At 66.8% G+C, this 14,482-nt stretch carries 25 protein-coding genes; all 25 read right to left on the reverse strand.

Annotation, left to right across the window (positions count from 1 at the left end):
- Positions 1-156: 156 nt before the first annotated feature.
- Positions 157-636, reverse strand: coding sequence for a 50S ribosomal protein L15 (gene rplO / locus J4573_RS34645; protein WP_208260152.1), 480 nt, complete (start codon positions 634-636; stop codon positions 157-159).
- Position 637: 1 nt separating this feature from the next.
- Complete coding sequence (gene rpmD, locus J4573_RS34650) at positions 638-820, reverse strand: 50S ribosomal protein L30 (RefSeq protein ID WP_208260153.1); 183 nt, start codon at positions 818-820, stop codon at positions 638-640.
- Positions 817-1,437 carry a 30S ribosomal protein S5 gene (gene rpsE / locus J4573_RS34655; protein WP_443606257.1) on the reverse strand — a complete coding sequence of 207 codons (621 nt, stop codon included), beginning with the start codon at positions 1,435-1,437 and terminating at the stop codon, positions 817-819. The genes rpmD and rpsE overlap by 4 nt, the downstream gene beginning before the upstream one ends.
- Before the next feature lie 34 nt (positions 1,438-1,471).
- Positions 1,472-1,858, reverse strand: coding sequence for a 50S ribosomal protein L18 (rplR, locus tag J4573_RS34660; protein WP_208260154.1), 387 nt, complete (start codon positions 1,856-1,858; stop codon positions 1,472-1,474).
- A gap of 59 nt (positions 1,859-1,917) precedes the next feature.
- Entirely contained in the window at positions 1,918-2,454 is a 537-nt protein-coding gene (gene rplF, locus J4573_RS34665; protein ID WP_208260155.1) for a 50S ribosomal protein L6, read from the reverse strand.
- Between the two features lie 16 nt (positions 2,455-2,470).
- On the reverse strand, positions 2,471-2,869 hold the full coding sequence (gene rpsH / locus J4573_RS34670; protein WP_208260156.1) for a 30S ribosomal protein S8: 399 nt from the start codon (positions 2,867-2,869) through the stop codon (positions 2,471-2,473).
- A 148-nt stretch (positions 2,870-3,017) separates the two neighbouring features.
- On the reverse strand, positions 3,018-3,203 hold the full coding sequence (locus J4573_RS34675) for a type Z 30S ribosomal protein S14 (RefSeq protein ID WP_018657585.1): 186 nt from the start codon (positions 3,201-3,203) through the stop codon (positions 3,018-3,020).
- A 2-nt stretch (positions 3,204-3,205) separates the two neighbouring features.
- Complete coding sequence (gene rplE / locus J4573_RS34680) at positions 3,206-3,781, reverse strand: 50S ribosomal protein L5 (protein WP_208260157.1); 576 nt, start codon at positions 3,779-3,781, stop codon at positions 3,206-3,208.
- Between the two features lie 2 nt (positions 3,782-3,783).
- The gene (gene rplX / locus J4573_RS34685; protein WP_208260158.1) at positions 3,784-4,092 is read right to left on the reverse strand and encodes a 50S ribosomal protein L24; all 309 of its coding nucleotides are present in this window, start codon (positions 4,090-4,092) and stop codon (positions 3,784-3,786) included.
- The gene (rplN, locus tag J4573_RS34690) at positions 4,092-4,460 is read right to left on the reverse strand and encodes a 50S ribosomal protein L14 (RefSeq protein ID WP_026414311.1); all 369 of its coding nucleotides are present in this window, start codon (positions 4,458-4,460) and stop codon (positions 4,092-4,094) included. The genes rplX and rplN overlap by 1 nt, the downstream gene beginning before the upstream one ends.
- Before the next feature lie 101 nt (positions 4,461-4,561).
- Positions 4,562-4,834, reverse strand: a complete 273-nt coding sequence (gene rpsQ, locus J4573_RS34695; RefSeq protein WP_208260159.1) for a 30S ribosomal protein S17 — start codon at positions 4,832-4,834, stop codon at positions 4,562-4,564.
- Positions 4,827-5,075 carry a 50S ribosomal protein L29 gene (gene rpmC, locus J4573_RS34700; RefSeq protein WP_208260160.1) on the reverse strand — a complete coding sequence of 83 codons (249 nt, stop codon included), beginning with the start codon at positions 5,073-5,075 and terminating at the stop codon, positions 4,827-4,829. The genes rpsQ and rpmC overlap by 8 nt, the downstream gene beginning before the upstream one ends.
- Positions 5,075-5,494 (reverse strand): 50S ribosomal protein L16, encoded by a 420-nt coding sequence (gene rplP / locus J4573_RS34705; protein ID WP_208260161.1) that lies wholly within the window; start codon positions 5,492-5,494, stop codon positions 5,075-5,077. Before rplP ends, rpmC begins: the two co-directional genes overlap by 1 nt.
- A 6-nt stretch (positions 5,495-5,500) precedes the next feature.
- Complete coding sequence (gene rpsC / locus J4573_RS34710) at positions 5,501-6,367, reverse strand: 30S ribosomal protein S3 (protein ID WP_208260162.1); 867 nt, start codon at positions 6,365-6,367, stop codon at positions 5,501-5,503.
- The gene (gene rplV, locus J4573_RS34715) at positions 6,367-6,747 is read right to left on the reverse strand and encodes a 50S ribosomal protein L22 (RefSeq protein WP_208260163.1); all 381 of its coding nucleotides are present in this window, start codon (positions 6,745-6,747) and stop codon (positions 6,367-6,369) included. Before rplV ends, rpsC begins: the two co-directional genes overlap by 1 nt.
- Before the next feature lie 34 nt (positions 6,748-6,781).
- Positions 6,782-7,063 (reverse strand): 30S ribosomal protein S19, encoded by a 282-nt coding sequence (gene rpsS / locus J4573_RS34720; RefSeq protein ID WP_208260164.1) that lies wholly within the window; start codon positions 7,061-7,063, stop codon positions 6,782-6,784.
- Positions 7,064-7,075: 12 nt separating this feature from the next.
- Positions 7,076-7,909, reverse strand: coding sequence for a 50S ribosomal protein L2 (gene rplB / locus J4573_RS34725; protein WP_208260165.1), 834 nt, complete (start codon positions 7,907-7,909; stop codon positions 7,076-7,078).
- A gap of 43 nt (positions 7,910-7,952) precedes the next feature.
- The gene (gene rplW, locus J4573_RS34730; RefSeq protein ID WP_208260166.1) at positions 7,953-8,252 is read right to left on the reverse strand and encodes a 50S ribosomal protein L23; all 300 of its coding nucleotides are present in this window, start codon (positions 8,250-8,252) and stop codon (positions 7,953-7,955) included.
- A 14-nt stretch (positions 8,253-8,266) separates the two neighbouring features.
- Positions 8,267-8,869 carry a 50S ribosomal protein L4 gene (gene rplD, locus J4573_RS34735; protein WP_208260167.1) on the reverse strand — a complete coding sequence of 201 codons (603 nt, stop codon included), beginning with the start codon at positions 8,867-8,869 and terminating at the stop codon, positions 8,267-8,269.
- Positions 8,866-9,516: a 50S ribosomal protein L3 gene (gene rplC, locus J4573_RS34740; RefSeq protein WP_208260168.1), complete on the reverse strand. Its 651-nt coding sequence runs from the start codon at positions 9,514-9,516 to the stop codon at positions 8,866-8,868. The genes rplD and rplC overlap by 4 nt, the downstream gene beginning before the upstream one ends.
- 15 nt (positions 9,517-9,531) lie before the next feature.
- Positions 9,532-9,840: a 30S ribosomal protein S10 gene (rpsJ, locus tag J4573_RS34745; protein WP_018657599.1), complete on the reverse strand. Its 309-nt coding sequence runs from the start codon at positions 9,838-9,840 to the stop codon at positions 9,532-9,534.
- Positions 9,841-9,950: 110 nt separating this feature from the next.
- Complete coding sequence (tuf, locus tag J4573_RS34750) at positions 9,951-11,144, reverse strand: elongation factor Tu (protein ID WP_208260169.1); 1,194 nt, start codon at positions 11,142-11,144, stop codon at positions 9,951-9,953.
- Between the two features lie 83 nt (positions 11,145-11,227).
- Positions 11,228-13,339 carry an elongation factor G gene (gene fusA, locus J4573_RS34755; RefSeq protein ID WP_208260170.1) on the reverse strand — a complete coding sequence of 704 codons (2,112 nt, stop codon included), beginning with the start codon at positions 13,337-13,339 and terminating at the stop codon, positions 11,228-11,230.
- 43 nt (positions 13,340-13,382) lie between these two features.
- Positions 13,383-13,853, reverse strand: coding sequence for a 30S ribosomal protein S7 (gene rpsG / locus J4573_RS34760; protein ID WP_208260171.1), 471 nt, complete (start codon positions 13,851-13,853; stop codon positions 13,383-13,385).
- Positions 13,853-14,227 carry a 30S ribosomal protein S12 gene (gene rpsL / locus J4573_RS34765; protein WP_019632621.1) on the reverse strand — a complete coding sequence of 125 codons (375 nt, stop codon included), beginning with the start codon at positions 14,225-14,227 and terminating at the stop codon, positions 13,853-13,855. The genes rpsG and rpsL overlap by 1 nt, the downstream gene beginning before the upstream one ends.
- Positions 14,228-14,482: the final 255 nt, after the last annotated feature.

Genomic DNA, 14,482 nt, shown 5'->3' on the forward strand with positions numbered 1-14,482 from the left:
GCCGAGGGGCCGGGGTCAGTTCCATGTAGGGCGGGGGCACTCGCGGAAGGCACCACCGCCGGTGAGACTCTAACAGCAGATGAGACCGGGGCCGTCCCCCCAAGCGCCTGGACCTTTCGGACCAGGGGACTCGGTGAGCACGGCCCCGGCATCATTTTAAAGAGTGTCGGCGGTGCCACCGGCAGCGACGATCTTCTCCTTCGCGGAACCGGAGAAGGCGTGCACCTTCACCTGGACCGCGACCGAGATGTCGCCGGTGCCGAGGATCTTCACCGGCCGCCCCGAGCGCACCGCGCCCTTGGCCGCCAGGTCCTCCGCCGTGACCTCGCCACCCTGAGGGTAGAGCTCGGTCAGCTTGTCCAGGTTCACGACCTGGAACTCGACCCGGTTGGGGTTCTTGAAGCCCTTCAGCTTCGGCACCCGGCGGATCAGGGGCATCTGGCCGCCCTCGAAACCGACCGGAACCGTGCTGCGGGCCTTGGTGCCCTTGGTGCCGCGACCGGCGGTCTTGCCCTTGGACGCCTCGCCACGACCCTTGCGGATCTTGCGCTTGTTGGCGCCGGGGGCCGGACGCAGGTCGTGCACCTTGAGGGGGGTGCCCTCAGAGGCAGCGGTGTCCTTGTCCAGGTCCGCCATGTCAGTCGACCTCCTCGACGGTGACCAGGTGCGCCACCGTCCGGATCATGCCGCGGACCTGCTGGTCGTCGTTGCGAACGGTGCTCTGACCGATCTTCTTCAGACCCAGGGTCCGCAGCGTGTCACGCTGGTTCTGCTTCTCGCTGATCACGGACTTGATCTGCGTGATCTTCAGCTGGCTCATGAGGACGAAGCCTCCGCCCGGGGCTCACTGCCGGCGGCACGCGCCCGCAGCATGGCGGCCGGGGCGACGTCCTCGATCGGCAGACCGCGCTTGGCGGCGATCTCCTCGGGACGCTTGAGCTCCTTCAGACCCGCGATCGTGGCGTGCACGATGTTGATCGCGTTGTCCGAGCCCAGCGACTTGCTCAGCACGTCGTGGATGCCGGCGCACTCCAGGACCGCGCGCACCGGGCCACCGGCGATGACGCCGGTACCGGGGCTGGCCGGGCGCAGCAGGACCTCGCCCGCGGCGTCGCGCGCCTGCACCAGGTGCGGGATGGTGCCCTGGATCCGCGGCACCTTGAAGAAGTGCTTCTTGGCCTCTTCGACGCCCTTGGCGATCGCCGCGGGCACCTCCTTGGCCTTGCCGTAGCCGACGCCGACGGTGCCGTTGCCGTCACCGACGATCACCAGGGCGGTGAAGCTGAAGCGGCGACCGCCCTTGACGACCTTGGCGACGCGGTTGATCGCCACGACCTTCTCGATGTACGACTGTCCCTTGTCGGCGCCACCGCGGCGGTCGTCGCGGCGGCCCTGACGGTCGCCACCCTGACCGCCACCGCGCCTCTGCGCTGCCATCAGTGGTTCCTCTTCTCGTTCGACTTGAGGGGCATCAAAGCTCGAGGCCCCCCTCGCGGGCGCCGTCCGCCACAGCGGCGACGCGACCGTGGTACTTGTTGCCGCCACGGTCGAAGACGACCGCGCTCACGCCGGCCTCCTTGGCCCGCGCCGCGACGAGCTCGCCGACCTTGCGGGACTTGGCGGTCTTGTCGCCGTCGGTGGACCGCAGGTCCGCCTCCATCGTCGACGCGTAGGCCAGCGTGTGGCCCGCGGTGTCGTCGATGACCTGGACGAAGACGTGCTTGGTGGAGCGGGTCACGACCAGGCGAGGGCGCACGGCGGTGCCGACGACCTTCTTCCGGACCCGCAGGTGCCGGCGCTTGCGGGACTTGGCCCGCGCCGACGTGGCCTTTCCGGCCAGGGTCTTGGTGCCTGCCATGATCTACTTACCAGCCTTTCCGACATTCGGAAGCGCAGCGGCGGATCTGCTCTCGAGCATCACTTACCCGCCTTTCCGACCTTGCGGCGGATCTGCTCGCCTTCGTAGCGCACGCCCTTGCCCTTGTACGGGTCGGGCTTGCGCAGCTTGCGGATGTTGGCGGCGATCTCGCCGACCTTCTGCTTGTCGATGCCCTCGACCTTCACCTGGGTCGGCTTCTCGACCGTGAAGGTGATGCCGTCGGGGGCCTCGACCAGGATCGGGTGGCTGTAGCCCAGGGAGAACTCGATGTTCTTGCCCTTGGCGATGGCGCGGTAGCCGACACCCTGGATCATGAGGGTCTTGCTGTAGCCCTCGGTGACACCGACGACCATGTTGTTGATCAGCGAACGCGTCAGCCCGTGCAGCGCGCGCACGGTGTTGATGTCGTTCGGCCGGGCCACGGTGACCTTGCCGTCCTCGAGCAGAACCTCGATCGGCTCGGCGACGGTGTGCGACAGCGTGCCCTTCGGCCCCTTGACGGTGACCTCCGCGCCATCGATCTTCACGTCGACGCCGCTCGGGACGGTGATCGGGAGACGTCCAATACGAGACATTGTTAGAGCCCTCCCCTCACCAGACGTAGGCGAGGACTTCCCCGCCCACTCCACGCTTGCCGGCCTGCCGGTCGGTCATGAGGCCCGAAGAGGTGGAGATGATCGCGATCCCCAGCCCGCCCAGCACCTTCGGCAGGTTGTCCTTCTTGGCGTACACGCGCAGACCCGGCTTCGAGACGCGCTTGATGCCGGCGATCGAACGCTCACGCGTCGGGCCGAACTTGAGCTCGATGTTGAGCTTCTTGCCGACCTCGGCGTCCTCGACGCTCCAGCCGGTGATGTAACCCTCCTGCTGGAGGATCTCGGCGATGTGCGCCTTGATCTTCGAGTAGGGCATCCCCACTGCGTCGTGGTAAGCCGAGTTGGCGTTCCGCAGACGTGTCAGCATGTCTGCGATCGGGTCGGTCATCGTCATGGCCTGCTGGCCCTCCCTCGCCACGGTTTCCGCATGGGACCTTTGGCGCGGTCGTGGGCGCCCTCGAAGGGCGCCCGGTGGCTATTACTGGCCGGGAAGATCCCCGCTCGCGGCTTCGGCTCGCGCCGTCACCGCGGGGCGGGGGCTCTTACCAGCTGGACTTGGTGATGCCGGGCAGCTCACCGCGGTGGGCCATCTCCCGGAAGCAGACTCGGCACAGGCCGAACTTCCGGTAGACCGAACGCGGACGCCCGCAGCGCGAGCACCGAGTGTAGGCACGCACGCCGAACTTGGGCTTCCGAGCCGCCTTGGCGATCAGGGACTTCTTCGCCATGCTCAGTTCTCCTTGAAGGGGAAGCCCAGGTGCTTCAGCAGCGCCCGGCCCTCATCGTCGTTGGTGGCCGTGGTGACCAGCGTGATGTCCATGCCCCGGGACCGGTCGATCTTGTCCGGGTCGATCTCGTGGAACATCACCTGCTCGGTGAGGCCGAAGGTGTAGTTGCCCTTGCCGTCGAACTGCCGGGGCGAGAGCCCGCGGAAGTCACGGATGCGGGGCAGCGCCGTGGCGAGCAGCCGGTCCAGGAACTCCCACATGCGGTCGCCGCGGAGCGTCACGTGCGCACCGATCGGCATGCCCTCGCGCAGCTTGAACTGCGCGATGGACTTCTTGGCCCGGTTGACGGCCGGCTTCTGGCCGGTGATCGCCGACAGGTCGCGGATCGCGCCCTCGATCAGCTTGGCGTCCTTGGCCGCGTCACCCACGCCCATGTTGACCACGATCTTGGTCAGGCCGGGGATCTGCATCACGTTGGCGTAGCCGAACTGCTTCTGCAGCTCCTGCGCGATCTCCTCGCGGTAGCGGAGCTTCAGGCGCGGCTGGGGCACGGGGCGCTCGGTGGTGGTCTCGGTCATGGTCAGATCTCCTTGCCGGAACGGCGCGAGATACGGACCTTCGAGCCGTCCTCGTTGATGCGGAAACCGGCGCGAACCGGCTTGCCGTCCTCAACGAGCGCCACGTTGCTCACGTGGAGCGGCGCCTCGACCTGGACGCGACCGCTCTCCTTGCCGGCCCGCTGGGCGTCGGCCTTGATGTTCTTGGTCATGATGTTGACGCCTTCGACGACAACGCGCTCGGCGCGGACGTCGACGCGCAGGACCTTGCCGGTCGCGCCCTTGTCCTTGCCGGCGATGACGACGACCTCGTCGCCCTTCTTGATCTTCATCACAGCACCTCCGGCGCGAGCGAGATGATTCGCATGAACTTCTTCTCGCGCAGCTCACGGCCCACCGGGCCGAAGATTCGGGTGCCGCGGGGGTCGCCACCGTCCTTGATCAGGACGGCCGCGTTCTCGTCAAAGCGGATGTAGGAGCCATCGGGACGACGACGCTCCTTGCGAGTGCGCACGACGACCGCCTTGACGACGTCGCCCTTCTTCACACCCGCACCGGGAAGGGCGTCCTTCACGGTCGCAACGATGACGTCGCCGACTCCCGCGTAGCGCCGACCCGAGCCGCCGAGAACCCGGATGCAAAGGATCTCCTTCGCGCCCGTGTTGTCGGCGACCTTGAGTCGCGACTCCTGCTGGATCACGTCAACTCCTGTTCGTCACACCGGTTCTGAACGGGCTCCGCCGTTCAGCCTGGTGGAACCATCGATTCCAATTGCGGACTCCGTCCGCGGGCGCGAGCGCCCTACTTGGCCTTCTCAAGGATCTCGATCACTCGCCAGCGCTTGCTGGCCGACAGCGGGCGGGTCTCCATGAGACGGACGCGGTCGCCGATGCCACACTCGTTGGCCTCGTCGTGCGCCTTGTAGTTCTTCGTACGGCGGATCACCTTGTGGTACTTGGCGTGCTTCACGCGGTCCTCGACGGACACGACCACGGTCTTGTCCATCTTGTCGCTGACCACCAGACCCTCAAGGATCTTGCGGGTGCTCCGCTCGTCGGTCGTGCTCTCACTCATCGTTCTCGCCCTCCGCGGCGTCCTCGGCGACCGTGACGATGCCGAGCTCCCGCTCCCGCATCACGGTGTAGATGCGTGCGATCTCGCGCTTCACGGTGCGCAGGCGGCCGTGGCTCTCCAGCTGGCCGGTGGCGGCCTGGAAGCGAAGGTTGAACAGCTCCTCCTTCGCCTCCTTCAGCTTGGTGACCAGGACGTCCTCGGGCTCGGTCCGCAGATCGTCGGCGGTAAGACCCTTGGCCATCAGGACTCACCCACCTCTCGCTTAACGATCTTGCACTTCATGGGCAGCTTGTGGATCGCGCGGGTGAGAGCCTCACGGGCGATCTTCTCGTCCGGGTAGGAGATCTCGAACATCACGCGGCCCGGCTTCACGTTCGCGATCCACCACTCGACCGAACCCTTACCGGAACCCATGCGGGTCTCAGCGGGCTTCTTGGTCAGCGGGCGGTCCGGGAAGATGTTGATCCAGACCTTGCCGCCACGCTTGATGTGGCGGGTCATGGCGATACGAGCGGCCTCGATCTGCCGGTTCGTCACGTACGCACCCTCGACTGCCTGGATGCCGTACTCACCGAACGTAACCTTCGTGCCGCCCTTGGCCATTCCCCGGCGCTTCGGGTGGTGCTGCTTACGGTGCTTGGTCTTACGAGGGATCAGCATCGGTTATCAGCTCCCCTCACCACTCGGAGCAGCCTCGGCGGCGGGCGCCGGCTGCTCGGAACTCTGCTGCTGCTTGGGCGCGCGGTCGCCGCCGCCGCCCTGGCCGCCGCGCTCGCCGCCACGGCCACCGCCGCCGCCACGACCGCCACGGGCGCCGCCACGGCGGTCGCCACCGCGGCGCTCACGGCCACCGCCGCCGCCACCGGTGGCGCGCTGCTGCGCGGCCTTCTGCTCGCGCTCGGCGCGCGTCGCCGCGGCCTCGCCCTTGTAGATCCACACCTTCACGCCGATGCGGCCGAACGTCGTACGGGCCTCGTAGAAGCCGTAGTCGATGTCGGCGCGCAGCGTGTGCAGCGGCACCTGGCCCTCGCGGTAGAACTCCGAGCGGGACATCTCAGCGCCGCCGAGACGACCCGAGCACTGGACCTTGATGCCCTTGGCGCCGGACTTCATCGCGGACTGGATGGCCTTGCGCATGGCACGCCGGAACGCGACACGGCTCGACAGCTGCTCGGCCACGCCCTGCGCGACGAGCTGGGCGTCGATCTCGGGGTTCTTGACCTCGAGGATGTTCAGCCGCACCTGCTTGCCGGTGAGCTTCTCCAGGTCGCCGCGCAACCGTTCTGCTTCTGCGCCGCGGCGGCCGATGACGATGCCCGGCCGGGCGGTGTGAATGTTGACCTCTACGCGGTCACGGGTCCGCTCGATCTCCACCTTGGAGATGCCCGCCCGGTCCATGCCCTTCTGCAGCATGCGCCGGATCTGGACGTCTTCCTTGACGTAGTCCTTGTAGAGCTTGTCGGCGAACCACACGCTCTTGTGGTCGGTGGTGATGCCGAGCCGGAACCCGTGCGGGTTGATCTTCTGACCCACTACCGGGCCCTCCTCGTCTTCTTCTTACCGCCGGCCGCAGCGACTTCCTCCTGCGGGGCGACGACCACGGTGATGTGGCTCGTGCGCTTGTTGATGCGGTAAGCCCGACCCTGGGCGCGGGGCCGGAAACGCTTAAGCGTCGGTCCCTCGTCCACCCACGCGCTGCTCACGACGAGCGTGTCGGTGTCGAGCTTGAAGTTGTGCTCGGCGTTGGCGATGGCGCTTGCGAGCACCTTGCCCACCGGCTCACTGGCCGCCTGTGGGGCGAACCGCAGCACCGCCTGCGCCTCCGCGGCAGGCAGGCCGCGGATGAGGTCCACCACGCGGCGGGCCTTCATGGGCGTGACACGGATGAACCGCGCCTGGGCCCTGGCTTCCATCGCTGTTCCCTCTCTCCTACAGTCTTCTGCCTGCTCAGCCTCGACGGCTGCGGCGGTCTTCCTTGACGTGGCTGCGGAACGTGCGCGTCGGCGCGAACTCGCCGAGCTTGTGTCCCACCATGGCGTCGGTGATGAACACCGGAACGTGCTTGCGGCCGTCGTGCACGGCGATCGTGTGACCGATCATGTCCGGCACGATCATGGAGCGCCGCGACCACGTCTTGATGACGTTCTTGGTGCCCTTCTCGTTCTGGTCGTCCACCTTCTTCTGCAGGTGGTCGTCCACGAAGGGGCCCTTCTTAAGGCTACGTGGCATAGCGAGCGACTCCTACCGCTTCTTCTTGCTGCGACGCCGGACGATCATCCGGTCGGAGGCCTTGTTCGCCTTACGCGTCCGGCCTTCCTTCTTACCGTTCGGGTTCACCGGGTGGCGGCCACCGGACGTCTTGCCCTCACCACCACCGTGCGGGTGGTCCACCGGGTTCATGACCACACCGCGCACGGTCGGGCGCTTGCCCTTCCAGCGCATGCGGCCGGCCTTGCCCCAGTTGATGTTGGACTGCTCGGCGTTGCCGACCTCGCCCACGGTGGCGCGGCAGCGCACGTCCACCATGCGCATCTCGCCCGAGGGCATGCGCAGCGTGGCGTACTTGCCCTCCTTGGCCAGCAGCTGGACGCCGGCGCCCGCGGAACGGGCGATCTTGGCGCCGCCGCCGGGCCGGAGCTCGATGGCGTGGATGACCGTACCGGTCGGGATGTTGCGCAGCGGCAGGCAGTTGCCCGGCTTGATGTCGGAGCCCGCGCCGTTCTCGACCGCGTCGCCCTGCTTCAGGCCCTGCGGGGCGAGGATGTAGCGCTTCTCGCCGTCCGCGTAGTGCAGCAGCGCGATGCGGGCGGTCCGGTTCGGGTCGTACTCGATGTGAGCGACCTTGGCCGGGATCCCGTCCTTGTCGTGCCGGCGGAAGTCGATCAGCCGGTACTGGCGCTTGTGACCGCCGCCCTGGTGCCGGGTGGTCATACGGCCGTAGTTGTTACGGCCGCCCTTCTGGGGGAGCGGACGCAGCAGCGACTTCTCCGGCGTGCTCCGCGTGACCTCGGAGAAGTCCGAGACGCTGGAGCCACGACGACCCGGAGTCGTCGGCTTGTACTTTCGGATGCCCATCTTATTCGTTCATCCCTTAACTAACTCTTCGTGTCCCCCGGCCTCAGGCCGGGGCTCCGAAGATGTCGATCCGCTCGCCCTCGGCCAGGCTGACGATGGCGCGCTTGGTGTCCTTGCGCTTGCCGTAGCCGAACCGGGTGCGCTTGCGCTTGCCCTGGCGGTTGATGGTGTTCACGTTCGTCACCTTGACGCCGAACACCTGCTCGACAGCCTGCTTGATCTGCGTCTTGTTCGACCCAGGAGCGACGATGAACGTGTACTTGTTCTCGTCCAGCAGGCCGTAGCTCTTCTCCGAGACGACCGGCGCGATGATGACGTCCCGGGGGTCTGCGATCTTGTTCATTGCTGCTTTCCCCCTTACTTCTTCGCCGCGCGCGAGACGAACTCGTCGTAGGCCGCCTGCGTGAAGACGACGACGTCGTTCACCATCACGTCGTAGGTGTTGAGCTGGTCGGACACGAGCACGTGCACGCTCGGCTCGTTGCGCAGGCTCTTCCAGGTCAGCTCGTCCTCGCGGTCCAGGACCAGGAGGACGCGCTTGGCGTCGGTCACGCCGCGCAGGTTGGCCAGAGCGGTCTTGGTCTTCGGCGCGTCGCCCTCGATGACGTTGTCGACGACGTGCACCAGGCCGTACCGGGCGCGGTCGGACAGCGCACCGCGCAGGGCGGCGGCCTTCATCTTCTTGGGCGTCTTCTGCGTGTAGTCACGCGGCTGAGGCCCGTGGACGACGCCACCGCCGGCGAACTGCGGGGCGCGGGTCGAACCCTGGCGGGCCCGGCCGGTGCCCTTCTGCCGGTACGGCTTCTTGCCGCCGCCGGAGACCTCGCCGCGGGTCTTGGTCTTGTGGGTGCCCTGCCGGGCGGCCGCCAGCTGAGCCACCACGACCTGGTGGATCACCGGCACGCTGGTCTTCGCGTCGAAGATCTCCGCGGGCAGGTCGATGTCGAGCTTGGAGGTCACTTGCCCGTCCCCTTCACTGCGTCGCGGACCAGCACAACGCCGCCGTTCGGACCGGGAACCGCGCCCTTGATGAGCAGCAGGTTCTTGTCGGTGTCGATGGCGTGCACGGTCAGGTTCTGCACGGTGGTGCGGGCGTTGCCGTGACGACCGGCCATGCGCAGGCCCTTGAAGACGCGACCGGGGGTCGCGCAACCGCCGATGGAACCCGGCGAACGGTGCTTGCGCTGCGTGCCGTGCGACGCGCTCAGGCCCTTGAAACCGTGGCGCTTCATGACGCCCGCGGTGCCCTTGCCCTTGCTGGTGCCGGTCACGTCGATCTTCTGGCCGGCCTCGAAGACCTCTACGGTGATCTCCTGGCCGAGTTCGTACTCGGTGGTGTCGTCGGCCCGCAGTTCGACGAGGTAGCGGCGCGGCGTGACGCCGGCCTTCTCGAAGTGACCCGTCTCAGGCTTGTTCACCTTGCGCGGGTCGATCTGCCCGTAGCCGATCTGGACGGCGCTGTAGCCGTCGTTCTCCTGGCTGCGGAGCTGGGTGACGACACACGGCCCGGCCTGGACGACGGTTACCGGAACGATCCGGCCCTCATCGTCGAAGACCTGGGTCATGCCGAGCTTCTCGCCCAGGACGCCCTTCCTCTGGTTACTCATTTCTCGGTGCGTCCCTTAGAGCTTGATCTCGATGTCAACGCCGGCCGGAAGGTCGAGTCGCATCAGCGAGTCGACCGTCTTGGGCGTCGGGTCGATGATGTCGATCAGCCGCTTGTGCGTGCGCATCTCGAAGTGCTCGCGGCTGTCCTTGTACTTGTGCGGCGAGCGGATGACGCAGTACACGTTCTTCTCGGTCGGCAGCGGCACCGGGCCCGCGACCTTGGCGCCCGTCCGCGTCACCGTCTCAACGATCTTCTTCGCAGAGGTGTCGATGACCTCGTGGTCATAGGCCTTGAGCCGGATGCGGATCTTTTGTCCCGCCATGGTGGCCTCGGTGTCCTTTACTGGTAGTGCCGCTGTTACTCGGATTTCGTGCCACAGCGGTCCGGCCGATCTTGTGGGAGCGGCCGGACCGCCGCGACGACGAAGGGGTGTTACTTGTTGATCTTGACGACGCGGCCCGCGCCGACGGTCCGGCCACCCTCACGGATGGCGAACTTCAGGCCCTCTTCCATGGCGACCGGCTGGATGAGCTGAACGTTCATCTCGGTGTTGTCGCCCGGCATGACCATCTCGGTGCCCTCGGGGAGGTTCACCACGCCGGTCACGTCCGTGGTACGGAAGTAGAACTGCGGCCGGTAGTTGTTGAAGAACGGCGTGTGGCGGCCGCCCTCGTCCTTGGACAGGATGTAGACCTGCGCCTCGAACTCGGTGTGCGGGGTGTTGGTGCCCGGCTTGATGACACACTGGCCGCGCTCGACGTCCTCGCGCTTGATGCCGCGCAGGAGCAGGCCGACGTTGTCGCCCGCCATGCCCTGGTCGAGCAGCTTGCGGAACATCTCGACACCGGTGACGGTCGTCTTGGTCGACGTCTCCTTGATGCCGATGATGTCGACTTCCTCGTTGACGTTCACGACGCCACGCTCGATGCGGCCGGTGACGACGGTGCCGCGACCGGTGATCGAGAAGACGTCCTCGATCGGCATCAGGAAGGGCTTGTCGGTGTCACGGACCGGCTCGGGCACGTTCTCGTCGACGGCCTTCATGAGCTCGAGGATGGACTCGGCCCACTTGGCGTCGCCCTGCAGGGCCTGGAACGCCGAGACGCGCACGACCGGGACGTCGTCGCCCGGGAACTCGTACTCGGACAGGAGCTCGCGGACCTCGAGCTCGACCAGCTCGAGGATCTCCTCGTCGTCCACCATGTCGCACTTGTTCAGCGCGACGACGATGTAGGGCACGCCGACCTGGCGGGCCAGGAGCACGTGCTCCTTGGTCTGCGGCATCGGGCCGTCGGTGGCGGCCACGACCAGGATCGCGCCGTCCATCTGCGCGGCACCGGTGATCATGTTCTTGATGTAGTCCGCGTGACCCGGGCAGTCGACGTGAGCGTAGTGACGCGACTCGGTCTGGTACTCGACGTGCGCGATGGAGATGGTGATACCGCGCTCGCGCTCCTCCGGCGCCTTGTCGATGTCCTCGAACGGCGTGAAGGGGTTGATGTCCGGGTGCGCGTCGTGCAGCACCTTGGTGATCGCCGCGGTAAGCGTGGTCTTACCGTGGTCGATGTGCCCAATGGTGCCGATGTTCACGTGCGGCTTGGTCCGCTCGAACTTGGCCTTCGCCACTGGTTGCTCCTTGTTGCGATCATCGGCCGGCTAGGCGGCCGCTTCGTTTACGTCTTGGTGATCTGTGTGGGCAGGCCCGGTGCTTACTCGCCCCGCGCCTTGGCGATGATCTCCTGCGCGACGTTCCCAGGAACCTCGGCGTAGGAGTCGAACTGCATGGTGAAAACGGCCCGGCCCTGGGTCTTGCTTCGCAGATCACCCACGTAGCCGAACATCTCCGAGAGCGGGACGACGGCCGTGACGACCCGCATGCCCGCGCGCTCGTCCATCGAGTGGACCTGCCCGCGGCGGCTGTTGATGTCGCCGATCACATCGCCCATGTTGTCCTCGGGCGTGGTGACCTCGACGGCCATCATCGGCTCCAGGATGGTGGCGCCCGCCTTGCGAGCGGCCTCCTTGAAGGCCATGGAACCCGCGACCTTGAACGCCATTTCCGAGGAGTCGACCTCGTGGTAGGCGCCGTCTCGCAGCGTGACCTTCACACCGACCATCGGGTAGCCGGCGAGGACACCGAACTCGGCGGCCTCCTGGCAGCCCGCGTCCACCGACGGGATGTACTCCCGCGGGATGCGGCCACCGGTGACCTTGTTCTCGAACTCGTAACCGTCGTTCCCCTCGCCGAGCGGCTCGAGGTCGATGATCACGCGGCCGAACTGGCCCGAGCCACCCGTCTGCTTCTTGTGGGTGTACTCGACCTTCTCGACCTTGCGCGTAATGGTCTCGCGGTAGGCGACCTGCGGCTTGCCGACGTTGGCGTCGACCTTGAACTCGCGCTTCATCCGGTCGACGAGGATCTCCAGGTGGAGCTCGCCCATGCCGGAGATCACGGTCTGGCCGGTGTCCTCCTCGGTGCGGACCTGGAAGGACGGGTCCTCCTCGGCCAGCCGCTGGATCGCCGTGCCCAGCTTCTGCTGGTCGTTCTTGGTCTTCGGCTCGATCGCGACGTGGATGACCGGCGCCGGGAAGTTCATCGCTTCCAGGACGATCGGGTCCTTGTCGTCGCACAGCGTCTCGCCGGTGGTGGTCTGCTTCAGACCCATCACCGCGACGATGTCGCCCGCGCCGACGTGGCTGATCTCCTCACGCTTGTTCGCGTGCATCCGGTAGATCTTGCCGATCCGCTCCTTGCGCTCCTTGTTGGAGTTCAGCACCGAGGTGCCGGTCTCCAGGATGCCGGAGTAGACCCGGATGAAGGTCAGCTTGCCCAGGTGCGGGTCGCTGGCGATCTTGAACGCCAGGGCGGAGAACGGCTCGTCCTCGCTCGCCTCGCGCTGCAGCGTCTTGCTCTCGTCGCGGACCGCGTGGCCCTCGACGCCGCCGTCGTCCAGCGGGTTCGGCAGGTAGCGCACGATCGCGTCGAGCAGCGGCTGCACGCCCTTGTTCTTGAACGCGGTGCCGCACAGGACGGGCGTGAGGTTGCCGGCGATGGTGGCCCGGCGGATGCCCGCGTGGATCTGCTCCACGGTGGGCTCGTTGCCCTCCAGGTACAGCTCCATGATCTCGTCGTCGCCCTCGGCGAGCGTCTCGATCAGCTTGTCGCGGTACTCGCGGGCCGCCTCGGCGTGGGTCTCGGGGATGTCGACGGTGTCGTACATCTCACCGAGCTTGGCCTCGGCGTTCCACACGAACGCCTTCATGGTCACCAGGTCGATGACGCCCTTGAAGTCCGACTCGGCGCCGATCGGCAGCTGGAGGACCAGCGGAGTGGCCTGCAGCCGGTCGACGATCATGTCCACGCAGCGGTGGAACTCGGCGCCGACCCGGTCCAGCTTGTTGATGAAACAGATGCGCGGGACGCCGTACCGGTCGGCCTGACGCCACACGGTCTCGGACTGGGGCTCAACGCCCGCCACGCCGTCGAACACCGCGACAGCACCGTCGAGCACCCGCAGCGACCGCTCGACCTCGATGGTGAAGTCGACGTGCCCGGGGGTGTCGATGATGTTGATGGTGTGCTCGACGTTCTCAACCGGCCACTTACAGGTGACAGCGGCGGAGGTGATGGTGATCCCCCGCTCCTGTTCCTGCTCCATCCAGTCGGTGGTGGCGGCGCCGTCGTGAACCTCGCCGATCTTGTAGCTCATCCCCGTGTAGTAGAGGATGCGCTCAGTCGTCGTGGTCTTGCCCGCATCGATATGGGCCATGATCCCGATGTTGCGGACCTTGGCCAGGTCTACACCGGTCTTGGTAGCCACTGTCGTCCTCGCGTCGTCTCGTCGTCAGTCAGGGTCCGCCGGATCACCAGCGGTAGTGGGCGAAGGCCTTGTTGGACTCCGCCATCTTGTGCGTGTCCTCGCGCTTCTTGACAGACGCGCCGAGGCCGTTGCTCGCGTCGAGCAGCTCGTTCATCAGCCGCTCGGTCATGGTCTTCTCGCGACGCTGGCGGGCGTAGAGCACCAGCCAGCGCAGCGCGAGGGTGGTGGAACGGGCGGGCCGCACCTCCACCGGGACCTGGTAGGTCGCGCCACCGACACGGCGGCTGCGGACCTCCAGGGTCGGCTTGACGTTGTCCAGAGCGCGCTTCAGCGTGACGACCGGGTCGTTGCCGGTCTTCTCGCGGGCGCCCTCGAGGGCCTCGTACACGCAGCGCTGCGCGATGGAGCGCTTGCCGTCCAGGAGCACCTTGTTGATCAGCGCGGTGACCAGCGGCGAGTTGTACACCGGGTCGGCGATGAGCTGGCGCTTGCCAGCCGGGCCCTTGCGCGGCATTAGCTCTTCTCCTTCTTGGCGCCGTAGCGGCTGCGCGCCTGCTTGCGGTTCCGGACGCCCTGGGTGTCCAGCGAACCGCGAATGATCTTGTACCGAACGCCCGGGAGGTCCTTCACTCGGCCGCCGCGCACGAGCACGATCGAGTGCTCCTGCAGGTTGTGCCCGACGCCGGGGATGTAGGCCGTGACCTCGATCCCGCTGGTCAGCCGGACACGTGCGACCTTGCGAAGCGCGGAGTTCGGCTTCTTGGGCGTCGTCGTGTAGACGCGCGTGCAGACACCCCGGCGCTGGGGGCTGCCCTTCAGCGCGGGCGTCTTGTTCTTGGTCACCTTGTCCTGGCGGCCCTTTCGGACCAGCTGCTGGATCGTGGGCACCGCGTCTCCGTCTTCCTCATACCGAGCCGGTAAGTCTTAGTTCTGCCTGGATCCCGCTCACGCGAGACCCGTCATCACCACCCCATTGGAGGCTGTGACCTGCCGGTTTCCCGACCTCTCCGACCCCCGCGGTCGGGCGTGTCGTCGTAGCTCCCGCGTGAACGGGATCCACATTCCACGACACAGACCGCCCGGCCCATCAAAGGGCCGAATCAAGCCGGGGAGTAGATGCGGCGCGAGCCTGGTCAGCGGACC

The organism is Actinomadura barringtoniae, from assembly GCF_017573505.1.
In the GTDB taxonomy this organism is placed as follows: domain Bacteria; phylum Actinomycetota; class Actinomycetes; order Streptosporangiales; family Streptosporangiaceae; genus Spirillospora; species Spirillospora barringtoniae.

Excerpts from the sequence above, each read along its gene's own strand:
- rplO (WP_208260152.1), bottom strand. The coding sequence starts at position 636 with ATGGCGGACCTGGACAAGGACACCGCTGCCTCTGAGGGCACCCCCCTC.
- rpmD (WP_208260153.1), bottom strand. The coding sequence starts at position 820 with ATGAGCCAGCTGAAGATCACGCAGATCAAGTCCGTGATCAGCGAGAAG.
- rpsE (WP_443606257.1), bottom strand. The coding sequence starts at position 1,437 with ATGGCAGCGCAGAGGCGCGGTGGCGGTCAGGGTGGCGACCGTCAGGGC.
- rplR (WP_208260154.1), bottom strand. The coding sequence starts at position 1,858 with ATGGCAGGCACCAAGACCCTGGCCGGAAAGGCCACGTCGGCGCGGGCC.
- rplF (WP_208260155.1), bottom strand. The coding sequence starts at position 2,454 with ATGTCTCGTATTGGACGTCTCCCGATCACCGTCCCGAGCGGCGTCGAC.
- rpsH (WP_208260156.1), bottom strand. The coding sequence starts at position 2,869 with ATGACGATGACCGACCCGATCGCAGACATGCTGACACGTCTGCGGAAC.
- J4573_RS34675 (WP_018657585.1), bottom strand. The coding sequence starts at position 3,203 with ATGGCGAAGAAGTCCCTGATCGCCAAGGCGGCTCGGAAGCCCAAGTTC.
- rplE (WP_208260157.1), bottom strand. The coding sequence starts at position 3,781 with ATGACCGAGACCACCACCGAGCGCCCCGTGCCCCAGCCGCGCCTGAAG.
- rplX (WP_208260158.1), bottom strand. The coding sequence starts at position 4,092 with ATGAAGATCAAGAAGGGCGACGAGGTCGTCGTCATCGCCGGCAAGGAC.
- rpsQ (WP_208260159.1), bottom strand. The coding sequence starts at position 4,834 with ATGAGTGAGAGCACGACCGACGAGCGGAGCACCCGCAAGATCCTTGAG.
- rpmC (WP_208260160.1), bottom strand. The coding sequence starts at position 5,075 with ATGGCCAAGGGTCTTACCGCCGACGATCTGCGGACCGAGCCCGAGGAC.
- rplP (WP_208260161.1), bottom strand. The coding sequence starts at position 5,494 with ATGCTGATCCCTCGTAAGACCAAGCACCGTAAGCAGCACCACCCGAAG.
- rplV (WP_208260163.1), bottom strand. The coding sequence starts at position 6,747 with ATGGAAGCCAGGGCCCAGGCGCGGTTCATCCGTGTCACGCCCATGAAG.
- rpsS (WP_208260164.1), bottom strand. The coding sequence starts at position 7,063 with ATGCCACGTAGCCTTAAGAAGGGCCCCTTCGTGGACGACCACCTGCAG.
- rplB (WP_208260165.1), bottom strand. The coding sequence starts at position 7,909 with ATGGGCATCCGAAAGTACAAGCCGACGACTCCGGGTCGTCGTGGCTCC.
- rplW (WP_208260166.1), bottom strand. The coding sequence starts at position 8,252 with ATGAACAAGATCGCAGACCCCCGGGACGTCATCATCGCGCCGGTCGTC.
- rplC (WP_208260168.1), bottom strand. The coding sequence starts at position 9,516 with ATGAGTAACCAGAGGAAGGGCGTCCTGGGCGAGAAGCTCGGCATGACC.
- rpsJ (WP_018657599.1), bottom strand. The coding sequence starts at position 9,840 with ATGGCGGGACAAAAGATCCGCATCCGGCTCAAGGCCTATGACCACGAG.
- rpsG (WP_208260171.1), bottom strand. The coding sequence starts at position 13,853 with ATGCCGCGCAAGGGCCCGGCTGGCAAGCGCCAGCTCATCGCCGACCCG.